The sequence below is a fragment of the Pedobacter jeongneungensis genome (assembly GCF_000633455.1).
GTDB classification, from domain to species: domain Bacteria; phylum Bacteroidota; class Bacteroidia; order Sphingobacteriales; family Sphingobacteriaceae; genus Pedobacter; species Pedobacter jeongneungensis_A.
On sequence record NZ_AYMG01000001.1, the window covers coordinates 136,678 to 162,132 of the forward strand.

General features: G+C 37.5%; 23 protein-coding genes. 17 read left to right on the forward strand and 6 right to left on the reverse strand.

The window, feature by feature from the left end; translation table 11 throughout:
- Genes U859_RS0100645 through U859_RS0100655 form a run of 3 tightly spaced genes read left to right on the forward strand, consistent with a single transcriptional unit; the run spans position 1 to position 2,035 of the window.
- On the forward strand, positions 1 to 984 hold the full coding sequence (locus tag U859_RS0100645; RefSeq protein WP_025141515.1) for a hypothetical protein: 984 nt from the start codon (positions 1 to 3) through the stop codon (positions 982 to 984).
- Positions 985 to 1,007: 23 nt separating this feature from the next.
- Positions 1,008 to 1,313: a YbaB/EbfC family nucleoid-associated protein gene (locus U859_RS0100650; protein WP_025141516.1), complete on the forward strand. Its 306-nt coding sequence runs from the start codon at positions 1,008 to 1,010 to the stop codon at positions 1,311 to 1,313.
- 44 nt (positions 1,314 to 1,357) lie between these two features.
- Complete coding sequence (locus U859_RS0100655) at positions 1,358 to 2,035, forward strand: metal-dependent hydrolase (RefSeq protein WP_025141517.1); 678 nt, start codon at positions 1,358 to 1,360, stop codon at positions 2,033 to 2,035.
- Between the two features lie 100 nt (positions 2,036 to 2,135).
- Here U859_RS0100655 and U859_RS0100660 read toward each other — a convergent pair whose 3' ends face one another.
- A complete protein-coding gene (locus U859_RS0100660; protein WP_025141518.1) occupies positions 2,136 to 5,282 on the reverse strand; it encodes a lantibiotic dehydratase in 3,147 nt (1,048 codons plus the stop codon).
- A gap of 175 nt (positions 5,283 to 5,457) precedes the next feature.
- On the opposite strand from U859_RS0100660, the gene U859_RS0100665 reads away from it, so the two are divergent.
- The 5 genes from U859_RS0100665 (at position 5,458) to U859_RS0100680 (ending at position 8,412) form a co-directional block, all read left to right on the forward strand.
- Positions 5,458 to 5,646, forward strand: coding sequence for a class I lanthipeptide (locus tag U859_RS0100665; protein ID WP_025141519.1), 189 nt, complete (start codon positions 5,458 to 5,460; stop codon positions 5,644 to 5,646).
- A 45-nt stretch (positions 5,647 to 5,691) separates the two neighbouring features.
- On the forward strand, positions 5,692 to 5,883 hold the full coding sequence (locus tag U859_RS0100670) for a class I lanthipeptide (protein ID WP_025141520.1): 192 nt from the start codon (positions 5,692 to 5,694) through the stop codon (positions 5,881 to 5,883).
- Between the two features lie 25 nt (positions 5,884 to 5,908).
- Positions 5,909 to 6,097, forward strand: a complete 189-nt coding sequence (locus U859_RS31885) for a class I lanthipeptide (protein WP_162799824.1) — start codon at positions 5,909 to 5,911, stop codon at positions 6,095 to 6,097.
- A 73-nt stretch (positions 6,098 to 6,170) separates the two neighbouring features.
- Complete coding sequence (locus U859_RS0100675; protein WP_025141521.1) at positions 6,171 to 7,301, forward strand: lanthionine synthetase LanC family protein; 1,131 nt, start codon at positions 6,171 to 6,173, stop codon at positions 7,299 to 7,301.
- A 1-nt stretch (position 7,302) separates the two neighbouring features.
- Positions 7,303 to 8,412, forward strand: a complete 1,110-nt coding sequence (locus U859_RS0100680; RefSeq protein ID WP_025141522.1) for a zinc-binding alcohol dehydrogenase family protein — start codon at positions 7,303 to 7,305, stop codon at positions 8,410 to 8,412.
- Here U859_RS0100680 and U859_RS0100685 read toward each other — a convergent pair whose 3' ends face one another.
- The 3 genes from U859_RS0100685 to U859_RS0100695 are packed head-to-tail and all read right to left on the reverse strand — an operon-like array spanning position 8,413 to position 11,191.
- Positions 8,413 to 9,390 (reverse strand): S41 family peptidase, encoded by a 978-nt coding sequence (locus tag U859_RS0100685; RefSeq protein ID WP_025141523.1) that lies wholly within the window; start codon positions 9,388 to 9,390, stop codon positions 8,413 to 8,415.
- Positions 9,391 to 9,400: 10 nt separating this feature from the next.
- On the reverse strand, positions 9,401 to 10,126 hold the full coding sequence (locus U859_RS0100690) for a LytR/AlgR family response regulator transcription factor (RefSeq protein WP_025141524.1): 726 nt from the start codon (positions 10,124 to 10,126) through the stop codon (positions 9,401 to 9,403).
- A gap of 18 nt (positions 10,127 to 10,144) precedes the next feature.
- Positions 10,145 to 11,191, reverse strand: coding sequence for a sensor histidine kinase (locus U859_RS0100695; protein ID WP_162799825.1), 1,047 nt, complete (start codon positions 11,189 to 11,191; stop codon positions 10,145 to 10,147).
- Positions 11,192 to 12,274: 1,083 nt separating this feature from the next.
- On the opposite strand from U859_RS0100695, the gene U859_RS0100700 reads away from it, so the two are divergent.
- Both U859_RS0100700 and U859_RS0100705 read left to right on the forward strand, forming a co-directional pair.
- On the forward strand, positions 12,275 to 13,315 hold the full coding sequence (locus tag U859_RS0100700; RefSeq protein WP_025141526.1) for a hypothetical protein: 1,041 nt from the start codon (positions 12,275 to 12,277) through the stop codon (positions 13,313 to 13,315).
- 5 nt (positions 13,316 to 13,320) lie between these two features.
- Positions 13,321 to 15,195: an NACHT domain-containing protein gene (locus U859_RS0100705; RefSeq protein ID WP_025141527.1), complete on the forward strand. Its 1,875-nt coding sequence runs from the start codon at positions 13,321 to 13,323 to the stop codon at positions 15,193 to 15,195.
- Between the two features lie 26 nt (positions 15,196 to 15,221).
- Here U859_RS0100705 and U859_RS0100710 read toward each other — a convergent pair whose 3' ends face one another.
- Both U859_RS0100710 and U859_RS0100715 read right to left on the reverse strand, forming a co-directional pair.
- Entirely contained in the window at positions 15,222 to 15,995 is a 774-nt protein-coding gene (locus tag U859_RS0100710) for a hypothetical protein (RefSeq protein ID WP_025141528.1), read from the reverse strand.
- A gap of 3 nt (positions 15,996 to 15,998) precedes the next feature.
- Positions 15,999 to 16,877 carry a nucleotidyltransferase gene (locus U859_RS0100715; protein ID WP_025141529.1) on the reverse strand — a complete coding sequence of 293 codons (879 nt, stop codon included), beginning with the start codon at positions 16,875 to 16,877 and terminating at the stop codon, positions 15,999 to 16,001.
- Between the two features lie 640 nt (positions 16,878 to 17,517).
- Here U859_RS0100715 and U859_RS0100725 point away from each other — a divergent pair.
- The 7 genes from U859_RS0100725 (at position 17,518) to U859_RS0100755 (ending at position 25,455) form a co-directional block, all read left to right on the forward strand.
- Positions 17,518 to 19,350: a P-loop NTPase fold protein gene (locus U859_RS0100725; protein WP_025141530.1), complete on the forward strand. Its 1,833-nt coding sequence runs from the start codon at positions 17,518 to 17,520 to the stop codon at positions 19,348 to 19,350.
- Between the two features lie 4 nt (positions 19,351 to 19,354).
- Positions 19,355 to 20,212 (forward strand): hypothetical protein, encoded by an 858-nt coding sequence (locus U859_RS0100730; protein WP_025141531.1) that lies wholly within the window; start codon positions 19,355 to 19,357, stop codon positions 20,210 to 20,212.
- 3 nt (positions 20,213 to 20,215) lie between these two features.
- Positions 20,216 to 21,556: a Qat anti-phage system QueC-like protein QatC gene (qatC, locus tag U859_RS0100735; RefSeq protein ID WP_025141532.1), complete on the forward strand. Its 1,341-nt coding sequence runs from the start codon at positions 20,216 to 20,218 to the stop codon at positions 21,554 to 21,556.
- A gap of 11 nt (positions 21,557 to 21,567) precedes the next feature.
- Complete coding sequence (gene qatD, locus U859_RS0100740; protein WP_162799826.1) at positions 21,568 to 22,299, forward strand: Qat anti-phage system TatD family nuclease QatD; 732 nt, start codon at positions 21,568 to 21,570, stop codon at positions 22,297 to 22,299.
- Positions 22,300 to 22,405: 106 nt separating this feature from the next.
- The gene (locus tag U859_RS0100745) at positions 22,406 to 23,065 is read left to right on the forward strand and encodes a hypothetical protein (RefSeq protein ID WP_025141534.1); all 660 of its coding nucleotides are present in this window, start codon (positions 22,406 to 22,408) and stop codon (positions 23,063 to 23,065) included.
- A gap of 405 nt (positions 23,066 to 23,470) precedes the next feature.
- Positions 23,471 to 24,103 carry a hypothetical protein gene (locus tag U859_RS0100750; protein ID WP_025141535.1) on the forward strand — a complete coding sequence of 211 codons (633 nt, stop codon included), beginning with the start codon at positions 23,471 to 23,473 and terminating at the stop codon, positions 24,101 to 24,103.
- A 32-nt stretch (positions 24,104 to 24,135) separates the two neighbouring features.
- A complete protein-coding gene (locus U859_RS0100755; RefSeq protein ID WP_025141536.1) occupies positions 24,136 to 25,455 on the forward strand; it encodes a hypothetical protein in 1,320 nt (439 codons plus the stop codon).

Sequence of the window (25,455 nt, forward strand, 5' to 3'; positions counted from 1 at the left end):
ATGGCAAAAACAAAATGGACTATTGGGCCGGGTACATTAACCATCTATCCTAAAAGAAATTTGAGGATAGTTGGGCTTATTTTTTTTGTATTAATCGCGGCCTTTATTTTCTATTTATCGAGATCGGTACAAGGTTATTCTGCTGGCCTTACCGCAGGGTATTATGGCTTCCTATTATTAATTCCTTTACTGCTGATTTTTATTGCTGAAACCAAAGTAATTTTTGATGGCAACAGCAGGGTTTTATATAAAAAGATTGCGTTTTTGCCTACAGGATCAATCCCTTTTGATGATATTGCCTCAGTAGAACCATACGAAATACTCGGAAGCGGTTTCAATTATAAACTGTTCAAAAAAAGTAACAGGCACGGCAGAGGCTTACTTGTTTCTTCCGGATATGGCAAAGCCAATGATGCCAATCTGATTGCTTATCAGCAAGAGGTATTACCAAAAATTGATGAGCTGGTATTCGCCAATGCACCTGTAATCCCTAAACAGACCATTTACGATTTTAGATTTTTTAGAGAAGAAGGAGGCATTTACCTTTTGCGTGATAATAAGATAGGAAGTTTTATTGTTGGCTTGATTTTGATCGGCGCTACTGTTGCGATATTGTTTAGTCCCGATTTTTTAGCAAACGAAGGATCTGTTCAAAAAATACTCCTCACCTATTTTCCAGCGGCAATTGGCTTAGCGCTTCTTTTTGCAGCAACCTCCAATATCCGTTTTGATAAAAGCCAAAGAAAAATTATCCGTTCCACTTTTGCTGGTCGTTTTAAAAAAGAATATCCGTTTGATGACCTGATCCGCTTTCAGGTGATCCGCAAAACAACTAATCTTATTTATTCAGGTACCGAAGTTAGGGCAGAGATTTTCTTACCTGCCAAAAACAAAACAACAACTTTAAACCTTAAAAGCTTTATAGGCACTAAAAAAATTGAGCGCTTTCTTGATGAAGCCAATACTATTTTAGGCCGGATTTAGTTTTACTATAAAACAAAACTGTTATGTTCGATAAATTATTTGCGGCTCAACAAAAAGCCGAAGAAATTAAAAAGCGCTTAGATACCATATCGGTATATGGCGAAGTTGAAAATGGAGCTATAAAAATTACTGCAACAGCAAACAAAGCCATTACCGGAATTGCTATTGATGAAGAATTTTTAAAAGGCGCCGATAAAGAAGAACTGGAAGAATTATTATTAACCGCGATTAACAAAGCCATGGCAAGTGCCGAGCAGGTTAGTGCTGCCGAAATGCAGGCATCTGCGCAAGATATGCTGGGTGGCTTAGGCGGCATGTTTGGGCAATAATATCGTTAAAATCTACATAAATCTCCACACTTGATACTATAATCATGAAATACACCTATTATGGTCAATCTTGCTTCCTGCTTGAAGCTGGTGGCAAAAAATTATTATTCGATCCGTTTATATCACACAATCCATTAGCTAAACATATCGATATTAAATCGATCGAAGCTGATTATATCCTGGTGAGTCATGGTCATGGCGACCACGTAGCCGATTTGGTTGCACTGGCTAAACAGACACAGGCAACTGTTATCGCAATGCCGGAAATTACTGACTGGGCTACAAAACAAGGGGTAGAAAAAGTGCACGGAATGAATTTCGGTAAATTTACCTTCGATTGGGGGGCGGTACGTATGGTGCCTGCTACACATTCTTCTGGTTTACCTGATGGAAGTTATGGCGGTAATCCTGCCGGTTTTGTGCTGGAAGTGGATGGCAAACAAATTTACTTTGCAGGTGATACGGGTTTAACCATCGAAATGAAGGTTTTGGCCGATATTTATAACCTGGATTATGCCATTTTACCTATCGGTGGAAACTATACCATGGATGTTGATGATGCATTAATTGCCACTAAATATTTTAATTGCGATAAAGTAATCGGTGTGCACTATAATACCTTCCCGGTAATTGAAATTGATACCAAAGTTGCTGTGGATAAATTTGAGCGCGAAAAGAAAACGTTACTATTACCAGAAATTGGTGAAACCATAAACTTATAATTCCAGGCAGATACGCTGCTAAGAGGTCGCGATTGCGACCAACAATAATAAAGAAGGGCCAAATTGGCCCTTCTTTATTGATAAAACATGATCTGACTTACTATGCCAAGGTCAATGCACTTTCTTTTGTTTTACCATTTTTTATCGCCAATTGTGTTTTATAATAAGTGTAAAGGAACTCATATATAATCATTTCGTGTAACCTCTGCTGAAAAGGAAAAAGGCGAATAATGTGCATATGGGTAAAACTGGCCAATAGATCGAACAATTTCCGTTGATTTTCTTTTACATCTGTCAAAGCACGCATTTTTGGAATAACGGTTTCGCCAATCTGCTTAGAACGGCTTTCGATAATTTCAAACAATGGCTGATAGGGATGTTCATTTTCTTTATTGCTCCCCATAATATCATAAATTTCGTTACGAAAATCGCGGTATTTCTTGTTGATCTGCATATTTGTACTCTTATCAGCATTAAATTCATTAGCAAAACCACTTTTCAAAGGAGTTAAGAAAATAAGCTTTTCTTCAGTTGATAAGTTAAAGTCATTCAAAAGGGCATCTACCGATTTCATTCCCCACAGCCATCGGATGGTTTCGCCCTCACTGCCTTCAATATTTCCTAAAACCTGCACTACACTATCGCTATCGTAGTGAAAAATCTCTTCAGCCCTTTCGATATATTCATCTCCGTAACGTTCAATTTCCCTTTCGTAGGTATCTGTTGTAACCTTATAGATCAGTTTTTTACTGGTAAAATGTGATAGGTTTTCATTTACAATCGCGATCACCTCACCAATCCGCTCAACTGCAGTTAGCTTAAACCTTACCCTAAGGTGCAGGTCTGGATCTGCAAATCTTAAAAAAAACCATTCTTTAATCAGGCCTTTTTCTTTTAAAATTTGTGTTAAAGGAGCAAGAGCCTCTGCTACAACCCTTTCGCTAATCTGGGCACCACAATAAAATTTAAAATATAACCATTCAGAACCGATAGAGAATGTTCTCTGGGCTTTCTGTACATCGGCCTCCGTTCGCCCTGTAGATGCAGTTTTAGCTTGCTGCTTTTTAACAATCGGAACAATAAGCTGATTAAGATAAGTCTGGTTCTTGGCATCCTTAAACGGATAATCCCCGCTAGCCACCAGGTGTTCCTTTAAGATACAGGTTTCGCGCTTTTTGATCAGGTCTAAAAACAACTGAATGGAGTTTTGCTCCCTAAAATCAACTAAAAGGGTATTGTCGCCATCTACAAGTGTTACAATTTCAGGCAGTCCAAGCTGTTTCAACCACGATTCCAGGTCGGTTGTATTTTTAGAGGCCTTTGAAAAATCAGCCATGTGCTGCTTGTTAAGCGTCCACGTTGCCAATGAAACAATTGAATTACCAACTGTTACCCTAGGTAAAAACTTGTACTTTTTAGCTAAATCGAACCAGTTAAACGACAAACCCCTTCTTCCTGTTTGTTGTTGCATATCGCATAAAAACTGATATATCGGCTGGGCATTATACACATAGTTATGTGCATTGCTTAATCTGGGGAGGATTTCTTTTTTAAGTCTTTTTGATCTTAAAACAATCCTTCCCCTGCTTACCGATACCAAAATATCCTGCAGGTTAATGGTATCTTCCGGACTGGCTGAGCTTTTGGCCAGATATGGAATTTCATATTTCCTGTACTTAGGATGCAACAGGATGTTTCCAACCCTGCTTTCGGGTAAATGAACAATTTCTGCAATCACAGCATCTGTTTCCAATTCCGATTCATGCCTGGTAATATCGAGAATGGTCTCTTTTATCTGCTCATCTGCATGTCCAAACCTGCCAAGCACATTTATCGCACTGCTACCGGCAAAGGATTCTATATGAATTTTCTGCCCTCCTAAATGATAAATTATACCCGACATGCTATTTGGAAGGTCGTTATTGATCACATCAATTCCAGCGGCTTTTAAATCGTCGCGGGTTATTTCAATTTCTTTAAGCCCCTTTCTCATGGCCTCTTCCAGCTTAGCTATCAAAAAAAGTTCCTGCTGGTAAATATCCATCCCTAGTGCATCAGTATATCTTTTATTTAACGTTAGCCCATCAATTAAGGGTGAATAACCATTTTTTTGTTTTGCCAGATAACCTATGCCTGATTCTGTATCGAGCACTTCAAGAATGGGTACTTCTCTTTCTTCGTACCTTTGATAAAATTTCTTCGCAAACTGCTGAAGGTTATTATTTTCCTTTACCGGATTAATTGCAGAAAGCACATGAAGTGCTTCTAAAATATCTTCCTGCATCCCTTTATCAAGACTAAGCTGGTTCTCTTTGCGGAAGGCATCTGTTTGAAAGAAGAACTTTTCGTTGATGGGAACATTCAGTTTCTTTGCATTTTCGATAATGGAGCGATAAGCTTCGGGTTGGTTGGTACCGGTTCCGTCAAGCTCCTGTAAATGCTGTTGCAACTGCTGCAATGTTTTTAATTCGAAAGCGATATCTACTCCTTGTGCAGCAATTGTTTCTAAAATATTGATAATCTGTTGCAGCACATCTTCGTTGGTAATCTCCGGCTCCAGTTCGCTTGTTAAAACCTGCGATGATATACAGCTTTCTACAAACTCTTGTGCTTCTTCGAAGCTATATCCTAATTGCTGAATAACATCAGCAAGCACTTTGATTGTACTTCCATCTGCTGAAGCATTTAAAAGTGCCAGCAACTCCTCCGACCGTAAAACCGAACTAATCTGGTGAAACCTTTTAGCATTTGTAACACGATATTCTACATACCGCACTTCATCCCCAAGATGATAAATTGAACTGTTTGGATAATATTTTAAAGCGTGCCTGATATTGTCGTGCTGTTCTAAACTTTTTGCCAACTCGCACAGATAGAGCATATCGAACCTTGTTTTCCGGGATAATTTATCACTGATTGCTGAGTCGTTCCGATTTTCCCATTTTGCCGAAGAACAGGTAGCAAATAGTCCAAAAGGTGTACACCTCGTACTCATCCTGATCAGGTATTTTGTTAAGGATACCAAAATCTTGTCGGCCTCCTGTTTTGATTCTATTTGGTTATTTATCCATTTATCTGCCTCCGCATAAAGAATAGGTGAAGCGAGAAAAACAGCTTCTCTAAACAATTCGGAGGTTTTGAAATAAGTCTTCACTTCTTCTCCCGTATAAGCTGTCTGGTAAGGAAAAACAGGGAGCCTGACTACAAAATTATCTGTAAATGAATAGTTGTTTTTAAAGTTTGACATGTTTTTAAGGTTTAGGCTGTTAGCGAATTACATCATGCAAGATAAGCATAAGAGAGGTACCCTCAGTTTTCGGCAGTTACTATTTTGATTGCTCAAAATGATTAATTCTAACTATAAATACCAGGCTGCAATCGCCATAATTTTACCCTTGTCAAAACGATAAAGAAACTCAGCAATGGAAAAAAAGAAAAACTCAACAGATAGGAAACTTTCATTAAAAAAGAAAGCCATTTCAAATTTGAACGATTTGGCACTTGACCAGGTTCAGGGTGGGAATACTTTCTGCCTTTGTACAAAGGTTGGTGATGCACATATATTAAAAGAACCAGAAACTACTGTCATCCATTTCTCTTGCGGGAGCTAATAAAGTTAAAAACAATTAAATCTATAACCATAAAAATCAAAAAACATGAAAAAGAAAAATTTAACAGACAGAAAATTGTCACTGAACAAAAAAGCGATCTCTAACCTGGACGAATCAAATCTTGACCAAATTCAAGGTGGCGCAACTTTCACTTGTTGCACAGAAGTTGTAATCAAAACAAAAGCTTCAGAAGAGTTAGCTGAAGATACCAGTGTACACTATTCTTGTGGTAAATAATTAGAACCAATTAAAAAACAACAACATGAAAAAGAAAAACTTAACAGACAGAAAATTGTCATTGAACAAAAAATCAATCTCTAAATTAGACGATTCAAATCTTGACCAAATTCAAGGTGGTGTTACTTTCACTTGCTGCACAAAAGTAACTATCGAGCCTAAACCAAAAGAGGAAGCATTTGAAAGCGATAGTATCCACTACTCATGTAGCTAATTTCAAAAACCTAAAAGGGTATCCCTGAAAAAACCGGATATCCTTTTTTATTCAACCGATCACCTCTCCCTATATGTTTAACCCTACATTGTTTTCCGATTCGCTTCAAAAAAGCGATTATTCGGGCGATTCGCTATTGGCTGGTTCAATGGGCCATTGCATTTGTCAGCACCTCATTTCTCAGCTTAACAAAGACCTATTGAATACTGATAGGACTTTCGATATTGTTGCAGATGTATTTGACAGACTATCTTCCAGTAGTTCTTCACTCACCAATACCTCAATGGGTACCGGGCTTTCGGGCTTTACCTCTGTAATTGCCTATTTAATAGAACAGGAGGTTTTTGATGATTCGGTTTTAACAGAATTAACAGATATTGATCAAATCATATTCAAGGGCGCAACACTTCAGGCTAATTTAGGGCATACCGATTTTTTATTTGGCTGTTCTGGCCCGCTATCTTATTTTTTAAATCAAAAAGCCGATATGGCAAATACAGGATACATTAATGGTATCCTCTCTGCTTTGATTAATGGTGTAGAAAAAAACCAGATCACGCGACAGCGGATTATCGAACCCAACCGCTTTTTTTCACATGTTAACCTGGGCATAGCCCATGGCATAACAGGTACAGCACTCGTACTCAGTAAAGCAGTAACCGACGATAGGGTTAAGCAAAAAGACCAGATTTGGGATTTACTTGATCAAACTTTAAAATATTTAAAAGAGCAAATTACATTATCAGAACAATCTGTATTCCCCATAAAAATTGAAAAAACAGGTTCAACGCCTACCTATTCGGCTAGCCAAAGCTGGAGTTATGGCGATTTTGGCGTGTTGTGCTTACTTTATACCCTTGCTGCCCTGTTTAAGGACAATGCTTTACATACCCTTTGCGGAGAGCTTTTCGAAATTGCGACCGAAAAAACAAAAAACTATAAAACCGATAAAATGGAAATTGGGCTGAGGCATGGACTTGCGGGACAGTTATTGCTTTTACAAAAGCTTTCTGCGATTAGTAAAAATACCTGGTGCGAAGAATTTACAAAGCAACAGTTCTCGCTTTTTTCGACAAAATACGAAGAAATTAATCCCTATCAATCTCCTTTTGTTTTTGAAGCCGGCTTAGGGGCAGTCGCCATTAGGCTTAATGAGCGGTTAACACCTAAAGAAACTTCATGGACCAAAATATTTCTGATGTAATATGAAATCACTTGCATTATTCCCTCCAAATGGCCCAGAACGGCTTGGATTTAAGTATTCGACCCTGATTCATCATCAACCTTTCAATTTCGGGATATTAAAAACACCGAAACCAATTCCTGATGATGAAGATAAACTTGGAGATTATAAGGTTCTCGTTTCAAAAAAAGCAATATCCATAAATTTCAGAGATTTATCTATGTTATTTACGCTTAACAACAATTTAAAACAATCTCCATCGGGCCATCATTTTTTTGGGTCTGATTTTGTTGCTGAAGTTGTAGGAGTAGGTAAAAAAGTACGATCGATTAAGGTAGGGGACAGGGTAATTCCAAATTGCGATTATTTTATTAAACCATTGCGGGGTGTTTCGCGCAAAGGTATCCCCTCAAACCGGGCTTCGATGGCTTATGAATTTCTGCTTGAAGATAAATTAATCAAAATTGATGATGGTTTAAGTGATGAAGTCGCTGCCTCCATATCTATAGGGCTTCAAACCTCTTACGCTATGATCAGAAAGGCAAAATTAAAGAAGAACAGCAGGATATTGGTTACTTCGGGAAGTTCTAACACCTCCCTATTTATTATTGAAGCACTTAGAATGAAAGGATATTTGCCTACAATCCTTACAAGTAGTCTGAATACATTTGATGCATTGAAAAAAGAAGGAAACGAGGTGGTTTTATACAACCAACTTGAAGACCTTGAAACAGCGTTCAGAAAATCAAATGGATTAAATAATGGTTTTGATGTTGTGTTTGATCCATTTTCGGATGTATTTTTTGAAAAATTACTTCCTTTTGTTAATGTAAACGGAAAGTATATTACCTGTGGCTTATATAAACAAAAGCCCGAATTTATAGCCTTAAATCAGCCGGGTAGCGCATCTCTTGGTTATCTGCTTGCCCACATGATTATGAAAAATGTGCAGTTAATAGGCAACTGCCTGGGCAATACAAGAGATCTTTTAAACGGAATTGAAGATTTAAAGAGCGGCAGGATAAAAGTAAATATCGAAAACATTTATCAACTGGATAATTTAGGTCCATTTATAGAAATGGCGTTTAACGATAAAAACCGAATGGGTAAAGTAGTGCTAAAATATGCCTAACTACTTCATTGCTTTTATTGCCATATCAAATATTTTGTCGGTATTCAGGTCCTTTTTTGGTATTTCGATGTTCGGCTTTATTCCCGCGCCAACTTCCTTGTACTCGTAGTTGTTACGATCTACCAATGTACCATTGGTAATTACAAGATAGGCTCCATCAGCAAGCTTGAACTCTGTATTGGAAGAGGTTAAACCATTGGTTTTTGACCCCATAAGTTTTGTATCTGGCCTTCCTATAAAGGCTGCTGCAGCAAACTCTCCCGAACTACCTGTGTGATTATTGATCAGCACTACAACAGGCTTTGTTTTACTACTGAGTTTAATTAAGGGTGTTTTAAACTGATAAACAACCGAATCGCCATATTTAACAGCATTTGCCGAATAGTAATAATGTTTAATGGTACCATCCGCATCTTTTATCCCTATGGATTTCGATCCCTCAATAAATGGCGCTATTGCACCTAAAATAGGCGCGAGCATTCCTCCGTCATTATCACGTAAATCAATTATCCAGCCTTTTGGCTTTAAACCATCCAGCTTTTTTATCTTATGGTAAGCATCTGCCACAAATTCTTCCCATTCTTCGTTATTGGCAAAATAGAAATGTGGAACCTTTAAATAGCCATATCCATTTTTGATGGTTTTCGCGCTTACCACTGGTGGTTCTTCACCATTTGCCTTATACCCCTTGAATAATCCTGCTACTTTTTCGGGCGCATAGAAACTAGAATGCTGATCATTCAACATGGTTAAAGTGCTATCTATAACCGGGTATAATTCAGTTATAGTAGTACATTTTTCAGATTGTTTGTAAGCAAATTCATAAATAGAAGTCCAGTTAAGTTCGTTCTTGCGAATGGAATGCGATTTCATTAATGCCAAAGCCGAATTTAAATAGGCTCTTGGTGCAGAAACAGATTGGGCCAAAGAATATGTACTTAAAAATATTGTAAATAAAAAAGATATGGATCGGATCATCAAATAGTCTTTATGTTAACATCCTTCCTTTTAAACTGTCCAGGAACGAAGTACGGAAAGTACTTCCTATCGGGATAGGTTTTTCGGCCCCAGATAAATTAACCACGCCACCATCTAATGAAATGATTTTATCAAGAGCAATCAGGTAGGATTTATGAACCCTCAACACCCCATGTAACTGGAGTTTTTCTTCGAGTGTTTTCATATTCAAAAGTGTAATCACCCTTCTGTTACCTGTTAAATAAAGGGAAATATAATTTTTAAGCCCTTCAATATAAACGATTTCGTCGTAATTGATTTTTACAATTTTACTTTTATCCGTTTTTACAAAGATATGCTCGCTTTTTTCAGGTTTGGCATGTTCTACAGCTGCAACTGGCTTTGATAACCGATTGATTACCTTTTGTGTGGCGATCAGGAATCTTTCGAAAGAAAAAGGTTTTAACAGGTAATCTATCACATCGTTATCAAATGCGTTTATTGCATAATTAGAATATGCACTTGTTAAAACAATATTCACTTTATTGCCAAAACTCTTCACAAAATCTAAACCGGTAAAATTGGGCATATTGATATCCAAAAAAATCAGGTCTATTTTTTCACTTTCGATGAGTGCTATCGGTTCGATGGCATTATTAAAAGTACCAGCAATTTCGAGGTATGGCGTTCGCTGGCAAAATTTCCTGAGTACTTCTATGGCGTGAGGCTCATCATCAACAATTAAACATTTTATCATGGTGGGACATTGTTTATGTTAAATATTTATTTCCAGTTTAACAGTATAAAACTCTTCTTTATCATCGATTTTTAGGAGGTAATCTTTTTGATAATATCGGTCAAGTTGGTAAGTTATAAATTTAAGGCCAATTCCATATCCTTCAACACTTAGTAAAGTTTCCGTTTTTTTCTTGTTTTCTAAACAGACAAGCAACTTCCCGTTATTTACCTCAATGTTAAGCTTAATGGGGTTGTGTTCATCTGTCATTTCACCAAACTTTAAGGCATTTTCTACAAGTGTTATTAAAATTAGCGGTACTATTTTATGTGTTTTGGTAACTCCTTTTTCCTGATGTACAAAATGGATTTCCTTTCCAAACCTGAACTGGTTTAAAAGAATCAAATTTTTGATCTGCGCAATCTCTTCAACCAACAACGATTTTCCATCATCTTCGATATCCCTTAAAGAATATCGCAGGATTTCTGACAGTGTTAGTATTCCTTTTGAAAGTTCTTTAGATAAATCAAGCGATTCAGAATATAAGAAGTTTAGCGCGTTAAAAAGTACATGTGGGTTGATTCGCGATTTAAAGTATGCGATTTTCATATCCAGAATACTCATCTTTAATTTTTGCTCTTCTACCTCCTTTTTTCTTAATTCCTGCTCACTTAAAATCGACATCCGGGAAAACCAAAATGCTATTCCAAGAAAAATAAAGTAACTGCTCCGCCATATTGCCGATATAATATAGGCGAAAGAGTTCTCATATAAGTTTGTATGTTCTACTATATTGAGATGTAACAATAATACAGTTATTCCTGTTTTAAAAGCCAAATAGCTACACAGCACTAAAAGAATCTTGTTAATCGATTTAAAATATGAAATCTGCTTTCCTCTTTGTGGCATTACCCAATAAGCACTGGAATAAAATACAGAAGTGTTTAAAATAGCCATTAAAATGGTTTCCTGCCATAAAAGCTTTGTGGCATCCAATACCAAAACGATGGCTATTTCGTATAGCCAGTATAATATCCAAAATATCGAATGTTTTGCAATTGCAGACCTGAATATTGTAGTTGCCAATTTCTTTTATTTGGTTTCTCTTAGGAATTGTTGATTATCAAATCTAACATCATTCATGTAGTAAAACAAATGATATTAACCTATAATTTCAACAAAAAGCTTAAATTAATGCTTAATACCACCAAAAATTCACCGTTATTCTAATAAAACTGTAAATATAGACAGACTAAATTGGTAGAAATTGCAGTAATTTTTAATTAGATATTAAAAACCTATTTTGGGAAGTTAAATATTTTGTTAGAGGAAGGTTTTAAAGGAGTCAGGTGCGGGAAATAAAATAATAAAGCCTTTAGATTTTATCCAAAGGCTTAACGTTTTGTGGTCCCGACGAAACCAGAACAAGTTTTATTTAAATAACTTTCTGACTATCAAATACTTGAAAAACATAAATCCGACTCACTAACTGTCAAAATGACTGTTTTCGGACTCAAATATTACAAAGCAAATTTACAAAAATGAATTGAATTAAGGAAAAGAGTCTATAATTCATTTGTCTCAACAGATTAATTGATAGCTGAAAGACCAACCTCCAAGAAAGCAGCAAGACGAAGCATCTTAGAAGGCTCGAGACTATTAGCTTCCCCTATGGAACAAAGACATTTTTTAATGATTTTGTCGCATTTTTTTTGCTCGTAACTCGCTGTTTTTAGAAAAGTTACATTTGCGAACCCATCGCATTATCTTTTCTGCGGCACTTTTGGTATTATATATTTTTCTCTCATTTTCATAATTCTATTAATCTATTCAAGAGGTGCTTTCATGTACAACGGCCTTCCTTTTTGGCTTGCATAATACCTAATTTAGTGCTAAGCACCCGTCTGTCATTTTCCACTTATAGATCTGGTGTTGCCTGCTGAAAATTTATTTCAATTGGAAGGAGAAAGAATCTTAGCTATACACGGTTTTAGATAAAATGAAAATTGTAATACTAAAATATATTTCAAATAAGGATAAATATATTCCGTCAGCACTCAAAAATGATATTAGGTAAAACAAGATCATTTTGTATTTTATTACCATTAATTTCTATATTTAAAAAATTGAATCATATCAATTAAATTTGATTCTTTATAACGCTCTAAAATGAAATTACCTGATTGCATTACCCCAAGACCGGGTGAAATGGTTGTAACGTATACTGGCCTTACTAAAATGGAAGGCGAGTTTATTGGATATGGCCTTTCCGATGAACTTCTTATCAAAAATCAATTCGGAAACACGACTTTTATCAATGACTACCTAAAGGTTAGGCCAAAAAATCCTTTAAAAAGGCAATCTGCCAATTGGGAGCAATTCCAAGCTTCAGGGTTGACAATAGAGGCATCAGTTCCAGAAGTTGAGGCATTCAACAATATTCTGGAGACAAGAATTCCACCAGGTCCAACTTATATGGATTTGATAACAGAAGTTTGGTCAAGAGGATATGAAATATATTTAGTGGGTGGTACTGTCAGAGATGTTATCAATGGTAATACGGCAAATGATGTTGACTTGGTTACTAGTATGCCTTTTAAATTGATCATACCATTAATAGAATCGATGTATGGCGACCGAAATTATAGTCGATCACCACAGAATGGCTTCATTAGTGTTGCTTGTAAGGACAAATATGATCCGAGTATTGATTTGAAGAATTTCTTTCTTTTTGCTCCGGGGACTACCTCCGCAACGTTTGGCTCAGATTTAAATCGAGATTACAAGATTAGAGATTTCGCTTGCAATTCTGTCTATTATGATCCCATAAATAAATTTTATATAGATCCGTCTGGCAGAGGGATAGTTGATTCAAAAAATAAAATTATTCATATTGTAAAGGATTTGACCGCGGAACACCCTGTTTACAATAAAGCGAGTGTACTGTTGAGATTTTTTAAATTCATGAACCGTGGATACGATTATACTGATGAGTCACTGAAACTTATACAGAAAGAATATATTCCGCTTTTTTCAGGTATGGGGCATTTAAAGAGAATCAGCACATTCAAGACACAATTATTAAAAAAAAATCCAATACACGAAGTTGACGACATTATTCAAAAAACGAGAATGAATATGACAAACTGTGGGTGTGAAGAGATTTGGATGAAATTCTATGATGCTCACATTACTGAATTAAAATCCTAAAAAGTATGAGACACTTTCTGCCGCTTGAGATTAAGGATGGGGTATTTCAGCAACATCCAAATTTTGATAATCAAATTGTATTTGATGAAAGCGAATCTGAACAGTATGATCAGATGTTTGCACGACATTTTCATTTTACGGTAGCTGACGTAGTTCTCGCAGGAGCATTTTATGGAGGTGCAAAAATTTTATCGCCTAACAAAGATATAGATGATACCTCTTTTATAGAAGTCGATCCAGATGGAATACCCTTACAATATCTTGATAAGTCCATTTCAAAGCCAAGTAAAGACTGGGTTGAAGCATATTTAATGCAGACTAAGAAATCCGAAAATTTTTATCATACACTTTTTACCCATCTTGATAATCATTATATTACACCATTTCTAAAGTTTAGTTCAAGCTTAGTTCCAGATCTTTTAAGTTATAAAAAGCTTAGTACTTACAGCCGGTTACTGATATTGGGTGGGCCGGGTTCAGGAAAGACTTCATTAATGAGAAAATTAACCTTTGAACTTCTTAAAATAAATGAAAAGAATGGCAATGGCACCCTTTTGCCAGTATACATCCAATTGAGAGATTTGAATTTTGATTCTCATGCGAATAACATACACAAGTATTTTACCTCACTGTATTCTCAAATCGATCCTGCATACGCTGTTTCAACTGAGCGGGAAGGTAGGTTTCTGTTTTTATTTGATGGGTTGGACGAAATAGAACATAGACATGTACCAAAATTTATGCAGTGGATAGATTTTCTTGAGGTACAGAAAAAAAGCTATCGAATCTACATTTCATCGAGAGATATATCCGCCTTGAAGTCAAAGGAACTGAAAAAATTTGAGAAAATCAGGATAGAGCCGTTCTCACAAAGTCAGATACTTGAATATTGCCATAGGTTAATTGATGACAGATATGCAAGTAAACAATTTTATAATACTATTAGCGAAAATAAGTCTTTATTGTCTCTACTATCAAATCCCTTGCTACTCAGTTTATCAATTGGCGTATTTCTCACAAAAAAAGTTTTCCCCAATAATTTGACTTTACTCGTCCAAGAAGTTGTAAATCATTTAACTGATAATTGGGACTTAAATAGAAATATTAATAGGTATCAAAATTTAAATTCCTCTTTGACCAAAAGTTTTTTAAGTCGTCTATCTTACTTTCTTCATACAAATCATAAGTATAAATTTTCTGTTAAAGAAGCAGATGGGATAAAACCTATGAAGTTAGAAGGGATAGATATGACTGAAATTTTAGGGGAAATAAAGGAAACGACAGGCTTGTTAAATATTATGAATGGACAGTGGAGTTTTTCGCATGTATTCTTTCAAGAATTCTTCTGTGCAAATTATTTAATTGATCGTTCTTCAAGTATAAAAGATGATTATACGCTTTATAAACAGAATAAAAACTGGATTAATGTCTGGAACCAAGCAATAGAATTCAGTAGCGACCCGGAATTTTATGTTCATAAAGATGCTGCCCAAAAAGGAGAACTCTCATTATATCTTAACCGACTTTTAACAATATTAAGAAGATCTGATTATTTAGATGCAAATTTATACGAGGAAGTTCTAAAACAAATTACTGAATTAATTTCTGTTTACAATGAAGATTTAATAATTCACGACTTAGATGAAGAAGTTATAGTTGTTTCGCTTAGGAAAAAGTCTTCATTGAAAATAGAAATCTTGGAAGAAATATTAAGAAATGCACTGGTGAAGAACCCCAATCGTTTTTCTTATGATTCTCAAGATAATCTAAACAATTCGATGTTCGGAAAATTAATAATTAAGCTTTTGATGTCTAAAGATGAATTTTTCTTAACCCGAACAAGAAATAATATTATTTTGCACAGGACTGAAATACATTAGGAAGGTTTCTTATACCATAGAAATAATCAAGTAATGCCATGATCGACTTTTATCTCTTCCCATTTCGCAGAAAGCATTTCATTTAGATTCTTGAATAATTTATCGTCCAATATGATACCTGCCCACGAAATCGTAGATTCGTAATTGATTACATTGTGTATGAGTAAAAGGTTTCGTTTTTCCTGTTGTGCAGAACTAAATAAAAGCTTGAAATAGTTAAATATGGATTGAACCTGAAAGTAATATATTATAACAACAATAGTTTGCTGAAAGATAGTATATGGTAATGCAAATTGCAAAAATGTTGCAACTGTAATTTTATCAGTAACCATAACTAAAAGCGTGAACAATAGGATTATTAGCAAACTTTTTATTAGTAAGGATTTAATCATTTTGCCCGAAATTGTCATCGAGAAAAAAGAGTTTTCAAAACAGTTGATGCCCATCTTGTATACTCCTGGTTCGAACTCTTCGTTAGAATAGTATCCTTCAGATCGAGAATCTGCCAAATTGGTGTTGAGACTGTTATCAATGAAATCTTTTCTTCTTCGCTGCTCAGCAAGTTGAAGTAAAAATTTTTTTAACAAATCACCGATAAAATAAAAAAGAGAAAAAATCCCAATTACATAATTCAAATTTTCTGAATAGCTCTCTTTTTCGCCAACTTGAAATACTTGCGATAATGTGAGTACAATTACTCCCAAGATTAGAATTAGATAAAGGAACCAATTTAAATATTTATCAATCGTTTTTACCTGTTCAAAGTTTATCTTGAACGGTACAATTCTTATTCTTTCCATTTACTATCTGCTTGGGAATTTCCCATTATAAAATAAGTTCCACCAATAAAAGGCATTATCCACATTTCCATCCCGTTCATTATAGGCCTTTATAACACGACCATAGCCAGTTTTCAGCTTTGAAAGTGCTATATCTTTTTTTGCAGGGCTCTTGCAAGGGTTAACATAACCTGAAATGCCCATTGGATCTTGTATACGAGGCAAATCATTTTCGTAAAGAAATTTTATAATATTTTTTATATCGATATCAAATATTATTGAATTTTCCAACTCGGCATATTTTGTTACCCGTAATTCAAGATAAAATGAGTAGATGGGGATTTCGTTGTAAAACTTCCAAGCTTTTATTAGTTGAATTAACGGTTTTAATTTCCCACCTAATCGTAGATCCTCTCGATTTACATAAGCAATATGGGCAGTAGGACTGGATTTCATCCACCCACCATCATGGCTCGGAATATTGTAGGCATGTCTTTTGCCAACAGGGGTTTCAATTAAAGCATTATAATAAGCAGGCGTTAATTCTAGTCTTTCAGATGCATATTTGCCAAAGGGTATTCTAACTGCAGGACTTTTTACCTCAATCCCAGGGGTTCTGGGGAATGTTCGTTGGAGAGCTTCTTTGACAATTCTTAATGTCTTTGATGAATCTAAGTAAAAGTTTCCACCGGGACATCTAGCAAAATAGTCGGTATCGCTATGATGTCTAACACCGGTTCCATTTCCAAATGATCCTGTTTCAAAGAAATATGAGCAACCAAAATTATTTTCTAAGCATCGTTTTACCGAATCTTTATGAGATGCAGCTTTTTCATGTTCCGAATTTAAGGGTTTAATCGAATTAATTAAAAAATCGAAACCTTGAGAGATTGATCTAGACATAAGTAATTTTAACGCAATTTAATGTTTTCTTTGATAAGAATTGAGACTCATCATAATAATGATTTATCTTGATTTTTAAACTTATTGTCGTCACCTCCTGCTTAGTTTCAATTTCCATTCTTTTCCTCATGAATTTTAATCAACAACAATTGGTCTTTGACATTCGGTTGGTAATAAAACATTATCCATCTTGGTCTGGAAACTCTGCAAAACCTGAGATGATGGAGATTTTAAATAAAATATCCATTTTTCTTTTTTTAAAATTCTTTTCCGTAATTTTTTGAAAAATTAATGGACTCAAACATAATGAACAATTTCATTCACCTCCCAGGCGGCTGCTTTATGCAATCAAATTTGACTTTTGCCGAACCGCCTCAATCTTTTCTATCCAATCGTAATCTATATAAAGGATATATATCCAAACATTAAACAAAATCTGATTATTCGCAATAGTGATAAGGATTAAAAAGATTTCTTTACAGTGAACTTTCGCAATCAAGACTTTATTGCACTTTAACTAAATTTTACATTTATTGGCTGATTACGGGTTTCCGTAAAAATTCAGCTGAGATCTATTTTACATTGCACAAAAATAAGACAGGCACGACCGCGGGCCGGATTATAAGAAATATCAAGAGATATGTGGAACGACAAAGAAACTGATGTAGATCTCCTGGGCTATGAAAAGATAGCTGAGACCATATATGAAATCGTAAAGGACAATCATTTGAGGCCGCTTACAATTGGTGTGTATGGGGACTGGGGGGTAGGCAAATCCTCAATACTGGCCCTGTTGCAGAAGAAGGTTAAAAAACTTGATAAGCAGGAACAAAAAAAAATCCATACCATTATGTTCAATGGATGGCTTTTTCAGGGATATGAGGACACCAAGTCGGCCCTGATGGAAACCATCGTAACCGATCTTGCCCGACTCCAGCCAAATGTTGAAAAGATCAAAACATTAACCAAATCGCTGCTCAAAAGAATCAACTGGCTGAAGGTAGCAAAAGTATCCGCAGGGGTACTCTGGACCGGCATGACTGGAATCCCCCATCCCGGCCTTGTCGGAGAGGCCGTAAGTTTTGTTAAAGGTGTGGGTGAAAAAATTGGGGTATCTGGTTATGCGAAAGATTCAGGCGATGATGCATGGCTTAAGGAAGAGGAGGAACAGACTGTACCGAGTCAAATCCATGCCTTCCGAAAAGAGTTCAAGGAGCTCATCGAGACCTCACAAATCGAACAGCTGATCATACTGGTGGATGATCTTGACCGCTGCCTTCCCAAAGCCGTTATTGAAATTCTTGAAGCCATTCGGTTATTCCTGTTTGTGGAGGGCACAGTGTTCGTAATCTCGGCAGATGAGCGCATGATCGAATATGCCGTAAGGGACCATTTTCCGAATCTTCCCTCGGATTATAAAGACTATACCCGAAACTATCTGGAGAAACTTATCCAGATTCCCATCAGGGTTCCATTAATGAACAAGCTACAGACCGGAAACTATATTAAGTTCCTGATGCTGCAGAACCATCTCGGCAATAACATGGAAGAGATGGAACGGATCTATGGAGTATATGAATCAAAGAAAAAATTGCCCTATGAAAGCGTTGAACTTACCTACGACATTGTCAAAGAAGCCTTTGGCGGAGCATCAGAACAGTTGCGCAAGACCTTACTTGTCGGCGACACCTTATATCCAGTGCTGTCAACCGGCCTGAAAGGTAACCCCCGGAATACCAAACGCTTCCTCAATTCTCTTTTTCTTAGAATGAAGATAGGGGCGATTCATGGCCTGAAAGATTTGATCCGGCTGGATGTTCTATCTAAACTCATGCTGCTGGAGATTTTCAACGACGAAAGATATCAGGAGCTGGTCAACCAGGTCTCCGGGGCGGAAGATGGCAAGTATTCGGAAGCGGCGGTTTTTGAAGATGCAGAACTGGATGATACAGCACTGAATCCTGCAATGGTGAAATGGAACAAGCTAGAACCTTCACTCAAAGATGAAGACCTCAGGCCCTATATCTTTATTTCCAAAGAGAAAGCCATTTCCTTTGATAAAGAGAATCTGCTGTCCCAAACAGTAGTTTCTATGCTTAAGCAACTAGGTACGGGATCATTAATGGAGTTAAATGCGGCAGAAAGAGAACTGCAGCAGATTGGCCAACAGGATGCCAACCTTATCTTCGATAAGCTCATAGAAAACGCCAAGAAACTGGAACGGCTGACCTCCCAGCCTAATGAGGTCAAGGGACTTTATCGAGTGATCAAGATCTTTCCGAACTTAGAGATCAAGTTTCTTGATTTTCTTGCGACCAGACCAGCAACCAGTTTAGGCCCCTGGGCAATCACAGAATCGAACTTTATTACCACTGCTGCCAAAGAAAGATTTAACGAGTTGTTAGAAACCTGGAAAGTCCAGGCGACAGGCGCACTTAAAACCCTGGCCGGGCAATCTCCGTCCTTAAAATAGATTTATGGGAACTTCAAAACAGGGCACCGGGCCACGACCGGCCACGCCACTAATACCTGATTGGATAAACGATCAAAACGGGCCGGAGCCATCGCTCCAGCCAAATGACAATCCCCAACCAGACAATCCTGATGCCCCGGAAATTCCTGAACAACCACAGCCCGAGAAAGCGGAAAACAGGTTTGCAGAAGCCAGAAACAGGTTTAGTTCTTACGTTAAGGATTCTTCCAATGGCAATAGCGGCGCTTTACGTGACGCATTCAGGAGTTATGTGAACAAATCGGGCGGAGGTCCGGGCACCTTTTCCAAACGAATGCGTCCTGCCGCTGCCAGAGTTTCTGGCTTTGTAAACCTGTTGGATACCGTTAGGGAGAATCTGGGCAACGCACTTGTTTTATTTAACCTTACTGAATATCAGGATAGGCCTCTGCTGGAAGTCTTAGGAGCATTCACGGATGTGATCTTTGATGAGGATAGCCCCTATGCCAACATCCAGGACGACAGCATCAACAAACTCGCTTACTCACAAACCATTATCCGGATTGCGGAGGATGAACAGATTGATCTTGGAAGCCTTTCCAATGAAAATATTGAAGTGATGACCGCAATATTTATCGAAGAAACCATCGCCACACGCGTGATCTGCGATATCGGACAGACCCTATTCAAGAAAGACAAGCTGAGTTCGGAGATCATCGATATAGAAGAGAACGTCTACCAGATTGTCAGTGGATTGGTCCGGGTACAGATCATGCCTGAAATCATTGCTACCCATCGGGGCAATAAAGAAGAACTTGAAAAGAAAATTGAAAACATTTACAGGATTGCATTTGACTGCATAGCTGGAACCTTAGAAAATTAAGAAATGGCAAAATTTGCGATGATCGTTAAACTTGGCAATGCCGATGCCGGTGTTACCATAAACGCTGCCGACTATGGTCAGGTGGCCGACCTCAAGATATTGTGCAATGGCAGCAGGGATGAGGTAAAACTGAGTAAACTTTTCATGGGCATGAAGCAGCTCAAGCTTGAACCCAATGAACTAGCAATGGATCTATTGGTGGTTGCCTGTGCCATGTACGGTGCTGACACTAGGATTGATCGCCTTAAAACCGCAGACGACAGTTGGACAAGGCGAATAGACCTGTTTATCCCGGTAAGTGATGTCACAGTATGGAATGAACAGGTGCCGCTATTAAAGAAAATATTTGGGTTTCTCAGCGGTGACCTATGGAACATCAGTTTTCGCGAGCGTAGCGGGATGTCTGCAATAACACCGATAAGCAGGCTTAAAAAATTTGGCATGCCATACCAGACTGATACGGTCTGTCTGTTTTCAGGCGGTATGGACAGCTTCATCGGCGGCATTGATCTTTTGTCCAAAGGTATCCAGCCTTTGTTTCTGGGACATGCAAAATCCTCCGACGTTTCGCCCAACCAGAGATTCTGTGAACAGGCGCTCACCAATGCTTTTCCCACTTTGAGCTTTAAGCGCCTATATGCCTTTGTCAGAATCCCAAAGAAAAACCTGTTCGGACAGGAAGAAAAGACCGAACGCGGAAGATCATTTTTGTTTCTGACATTGGGCTCGATCTGCGCATCTGCGCTTAATCCGGGCATGCCCTCTACACTGATCATCCCGGAAAACGGTTTGATCAGCCTCAATCTTCCATTAACACCGATGCGTACAGGTTCACACAGCACCCGGACAACCCATCCGCACTACCTGGAGCTGATGCAATCCCTGCTGGATAAATTGACCTTAGGGGTTAGGCTTCACAATCCTTATCAGTTCAAAACGAAAGGCGAAATGTTAAGGGAATGTGCTGACCCTTCTCTTGTCGAAAAAACAAGAACCATGTCCTGTAGTCATCCCTCTGGCCGTTTTCAGGGCAAGGGCAACGGTCATTGCGGAACCTGCGTACCCTGTATCATCCGATTGGCCTCGTTCAAGGCGGCCGGGAAAACTGAGGTTAAGGATTACAGGACCGATATTTTTGATGCGGCGCAGTTGGATACCAAAACAAAAAAGGATAATATTGTAGCCTTTAAATATATGGTAGAAAAAAATAGTCAAAACCCGGTATATATCAAAGGCCTTATTCGTGCAACAGGTCCATTGGGCAAGAATGTTGACGATTATGTTTCCATTTATAAAAGGGGGTTGAAGGAGGTGGAGAACCTGTTGAGTGGCGTGGTGATATGAGCAACGTGCCCTTGATTGATACCCATTGTCACCTTGATCTGGTGAAAGGAATCCAAAGACTTGCGGGGGATGAAGATTTGACTGGTATCAAAACAATCACAGTCACCAATAGTCCAATGTTTTACCTACCCAATCTGAACCTGTTCAAAACAGCCAAAAACATCCGGGTGGCATTAGGCCTTCATCCTGAGCTAGCCGTTCAGCAAAAAGTTCATCTGCCACTGATAACGGAACTTCTTGCAGATTCAAGATTTATTGGAGAAATAGGGCTGGATGGTTCGCAGGACTTCAAGGAACAATATCCCCAGCAATTAAGTAACTTTAAAGCAATACTTGGCGAGATAGGTAAGTACGGGGATAAGATATTAACGGTACATAGCAGAAATGCAGCCAAAGAGACCGTTGAGCTGTTGCATCAATATTTATCCAAAACTAATTGTAAGATCATCATGCATTGGTATACCGGAAATATTGATGTGCTAATGCAGGCGATAGGCTACGGTTACTATTTCTCCGTTAACCATAAAATGTTGAGAAGTAAAAGAGCAATATTGCTCATCAAAGAGATTCCATTGAGAAATATATTGACCGAAACCGATTCACCTTTTACATTCGATGAACAGGTTGATTCCCGCAGGAAATCACTGGAAATTACTGTTTCAGGGCTGGCCACTATCTATGGCATTAATGAGCTGGAAATAAAAAAGAAAATATATAGTAATTTTAAGGATTTGTTATCCTAAAACATTTACCAATGTTTTTCAAAACTTAATACAGTCGAATCATTAAATATGGCAAAAGTGGTCAAAGATTCTGCATAGAAATCCATTGTATGCTTACTTTTACGTTATGACGATCAAAGTGAAAAATACAATCCAGGACTATGATTTAGGGATAACGCTCGAGCAAAGGGCTGATGTTTGCAATAGGGCTGCCGCAGTTGAAGGAATCTGTGGTACCATCAGTGCCATAGAAATTCTCAATCATTTTAATATTAAGTTATCTGACCATGAGATCAAAGAGGGAATTAAAGATGATTCCATCCAAGGAACCAACCAAGTGAATATGTCATTGTTCATGTCTGAATATCTCGATGTTACCTATTGCGTCAAATACAATCTTAAAAATGAAATAGAAAATTGGCCTGCCACCTGCAAAATCGACAAAGATGAAATTGTTGAATTTAGTAAGTTACTTGGGAAAGGTATTAATTTTGAAATTACGCCGAAGCTAGATGCTATTATCAGCAGATTAAAGATTGAGGATGCCGTAGCTCAATTTGTATTTCTTCAGAAAGGAAGCAAGATGACTCATTATGGCTTACTATGTAAAGTCGAGAATAACCTTCTGGAGTTCACTCAAAGAGATGGTCAGGTTTATGAGCCCGACGTAGAAATTGAAGAATTTTTATCTTGGTGGGACTTAAATGGCGCAGAAATGGACCCTGAACAACTCGTTTTGATTTACAAAAAAAAAACAATTCCTCCGCAAAACCCCGCTGCTGACTAAGCTCAGTTTATGCATGCACATTTAATATTATACATATATAGCGAGTTTAATTCAAAATACACAAATCGTAATTCTAGCTTACAGGATTGAGCAAAGACGAGAGACAGCTCTTTTCTAGGTTAAAAATGGCGTCATTAAATAAAGTGTTTATATTAATACTTTCTCAAGCATAAGTGATTTATGGTATATTTTTGGATTCGAATGGATAAAGTTTGCGAGTTAAATAGAGCCATCTCTTGCATAATCAAAATGTATTTGTTAGTTTCGGTTAGATTAATTGCTCAGATTTCAGCCTTTTATCTGTTACCATTTGGCAGATATGCTCCAGATACATTTCGCTTTATGAAGCACGCTAGAAACACTGTAGCAGTTTTCTAACCACTTATCAAACAAACATTGAACTTTATGAAGCAGGATAGCATTAAAAAGCTGAACAGGTTTACCACGCTTCCAATTTTATTGGATCTATTGGACAGAAAGAAACTTACCCTTCTTGATCCGAAGCTATGGGATGATAGGAATGATTCGGAAATCATTTTGGAATACAAAAGGAGAAAGGGGTTAAAAAACCTTTTTGCTGTCTGCCTGTCCATGGGAGATGAGACCATACACCATTGGAAGACATTTTCTAATGGCACCAGTGGCTGTCTGATAGAGTTTGATGCCAAAAAACTATTTCCTATTCTGGAGTCCATTCCAAACCTTTACCATAAAAAAGTAACCTATAAGAAACTTGCAGATGTAGAGCGTAAAGACGCGGTAATAGATCTAGATGATATCCCATTTACTAAGCGCTGGCCGTATCGATGTGAAGAAGAGTACCGCATCATTGTGGAATCGAATAATGAGGATACTTTTTTTGAGATAAACATTCCGTTAGATGTCATACAGAAAATAACGATAAGTCAGCAAATGCCGGAACCGATCTACAAAACGATTAAGGGCTACCTTAAAGGTTTAAGGGGCAATCCGGATAGTAGGATCAACCGCTCAACGTTGTATGAAAACAAGCGTTGGATCAATACGTTCAAAAGATAATTAGCATATTGTTTGGGTAAAAATGATCTAAGATGAAACGACTGACCATTAAGATAGATAATGAGAATGTCTATTTAAGTCCAAATACAACTATTCCCTTAATCCAGACAAATTTTCCCTATCGACATTGTAAACTACGTTCACACCGGGATGTTTTCTGGGAAGTAGAACTCTTGGGGTACATGGAAGACTCGAGGTGTTGGCACATTCAGGTAATAGGCTATTCTTCTATCGACATATCCAGCTTTGAGCGTCAGAAGTCAACCAGGGAAATTTCTAAGATTGTCTTTGAAAGATTTGATTGGAACAGGTTAGAGCGTTTGCTCTCAAGCTATCACAAAATGGGCATGCAGGATATGCTATACAATTTATATCCAGGTAGGCATGATTTTCCAGACTCCGAATCGAGTTTCTTTAAGGGGGCATCCCGGCAGTCTTTTACAGATAATGGAGAACATTTAAGCAAAGAGAATGATATGTCTTTCGGTCATCTGCCACAAATAAAGGAACATCAAATCACTTTTTCTGTTGACTTCAAGGATGCACAGTTTTCAGATGGCTTGGTGAAGTTTAGCAAGAAAACAAAGGAAATTAGTCAGTCTTTGAATTTTCAAATCGTAAACAACCACCTTCGTGCCGAGTTCGATCACATCAAATCCTGGTTTGGAAAATGGTTCAAAACGAAGAAGTTTATAGTGAATGCGGTGATTATCCAAACTGACGGAAAAGTTACCGGGCTGAGCGCTGAATCTGCTGAAATTAGTATGATCAATCAAGAGCTCATTGATCGGGTAAGGGAGCAACGGACTGTAGCGCTCACAAAGTCTTTGGGAGGCCCAGAGCGGGACAGGTCTCTGTTTACCGCAATGGAGGTTTTCAATGAGACCGGTGATGCAGCGGGTAACGTTTTCTTGCAACAGGAGGAAGATATATTACAATTGTTGATCAAAAAAACGGAGACGAGAAACCACAAGCAATTGGATTATTTATCAGGTGTTAGGCAGTCGAAAGATGTAAAGCTTAGGTTTACATTGGCCCCCAGTTTTGGATTTGTATTTTTTGTCAGGGGCGGCTTTAACAACCATTTTGTCTGGGAGCTGTTAAATACGAATGCTACCTATATCTGGAGCTTTGATAGCAAAGAGGGGAGTACAGAACAGCAATTAAAAGAAGTAGAAGGCGCTATTGCTTTTATCAAACAGAACGGAAGAGAACCATATAAACGGAAGTATAGGCAGGAAAACAAGATGACTGGGTTTTCATTTTCTTCAATAGAGCACGACGGAGTTAGTTCGGAAACTGAAGAAGGGTTTTTAAAGTGGAAAGATAAAGTTGAATTGAATACCATCTAA

What these genes read in the sequence shown, in the direction of transcription:
- U859_RS0100645 (WP_025141515.1), top strand. Translation starts at nt 1, where the DNA reads ATGGCAAAAACAAAATGGACTATTGGGCCGGGTACATTAACCATCTAT.
- U859_RS0100650 (WP_025141516.1), top strand. Translation starts at nt 1,008, where the DNA reads ATGTTCGATAAATTATTTGCGGCTCAACAAAAAGCCGAAGAAATTAAA.
- U859_RS0100655 (WP_025141517.1), top strand. Translation starts at nt 1,358, where the DNA reads ATGAAATACACCTATTATGGTCAATCTTGCTTCCTGCTTGAAGCTGGT.
- U859_RS0100660 (WP_025141518.1), bottom strand. Translation starts at nt 5,282, where the DNA reads ATGTCAAACTTTAAAAACAACTATTCATTTACAGATAATTTTGTAGTC.
- U859_RS0100665 (WP_025141519.1), top strand. Translation starts at nt 5,458, where the DNA reads ATGGAAAAAAAGAAAAACTCAACAGATAGGAAACTTTCATTAAAAAAG.
- U859_RS0100670 (WP_025141520.1), top strand. Translation starts at nt 5,692, where the DNA reads ATGAAAAAGAAAAATTTAACAGACAGAAAATTGTCACTGAACAAAAAA.
- U859_RS31885 (WP_162799824.1), top strand. Translation starts at nt 5,909, where the DNA reads ATGAAAAAGAAAAACTTAACAGACAGAAAATTGTCATTGAACAAAAAA.
- U859_RS0100675 (WP_025141521.1), top strand. Translation starts at nt 6,171, where the DNA reads ATGTTTAACCCTACATTGTTTTCCGATTCGCTTCAAAAAAGCGATTAT.
- U859_RS0100680 (WP_025141522.1), top strand. Translation starts at nt 7,303, where the DNA reads ATGAAATCACTTGCATTATTCCCTCCAAATGGCCCAGAACGGCTTGGA.
- U859_RS0100685 (WP_025141523.1), bottom strand. Translation starts at nt 9,390, where the DNA reads ATGATCCGATCCATATCTTTTTTATTTACAATATTTTTAAGTACATAT.
- U859_RS0100690 (WP_025141524.1), bottom strand. Translation starts at nt 10,126, where the DNA reads ATGATAAAATGTTTAATTGTTGATGATGAGCCTCACGCCATAGAAGTA.
- U859_RS0100700 (WP_025141526.1), top strand. Translation starts at nt 12,275, where the DNA reads ATGAAATTACCTGATTGCATTACCCCAAGACCGGGTGAAATGGTTGTA.
- U859_RS0100705 (WP_025141527.1), top strand. Translation starts at nt 13,321, where the DNA reads ATGAGACACTTTCTGCCGCTTGAGATTAAGGATGGGGTATTTCAGCAA.
- U859_RS0100710 (WP_025141528.1), bottom strand. Translation starts at nt 15,995, where the DNA reads ATGGAAAGAATAAGAATTGTACCGTTCAAGATAAACTTTGAACAGGTA.
- U859_RS0100715 (WP_025141529.1), bottom strand. Translation starts at nt 16,877, where the DNA reads ATGTCTAGATCAATCTCTCAAGGTTTCGATTTTTTAATTAATTCGATT.
- U859_RS0100725 (WP_025141530.1), top strand. Translation starts at nt 17,518, where the DNA reads ATGTGGAACGACAAAGAAACTGATGTAGATCTCCTGGGCTATGAAAAG.
- U859_RS0100730 (WP_025141531.1), top strand. Translation starts at nt 19,355, where the DNA reads ATGGGAACTTCAAAACAGGGCACCGGGCCACGACCGGCCACGCCACTA.
- qatC (WP_025141532.1), top strand. Translation starts at nt 20,216, where the DNA reads ATGGCAAAATTTGCGATGATCGTTAAACTTGGCAATGCCGATGCCGGT.
- U859_RS0100745 (WP_025141534.1), top strand. Translation starts at nt 22,406, where the DNA reads ATGACGATCAAAGTGAAAAATACAATCCAGGACTATGATTTAGGGATA.
- U859_RS0100750 (WP_025141535.1), top strand. Translation starts at nt 23,471, where the DNA reads ATGAAGCAGGATAGCATTAAAAAGCTGAACAGGTTTACCACGCTTCCA.
- U859_RS0100755 (WP_025141536.1), top strand. Translation starts at nt 24,136, where the DNA reads ATGAAACGACTGACCATTAAGATAGATAATGAGAATGTCTATTTAAGT.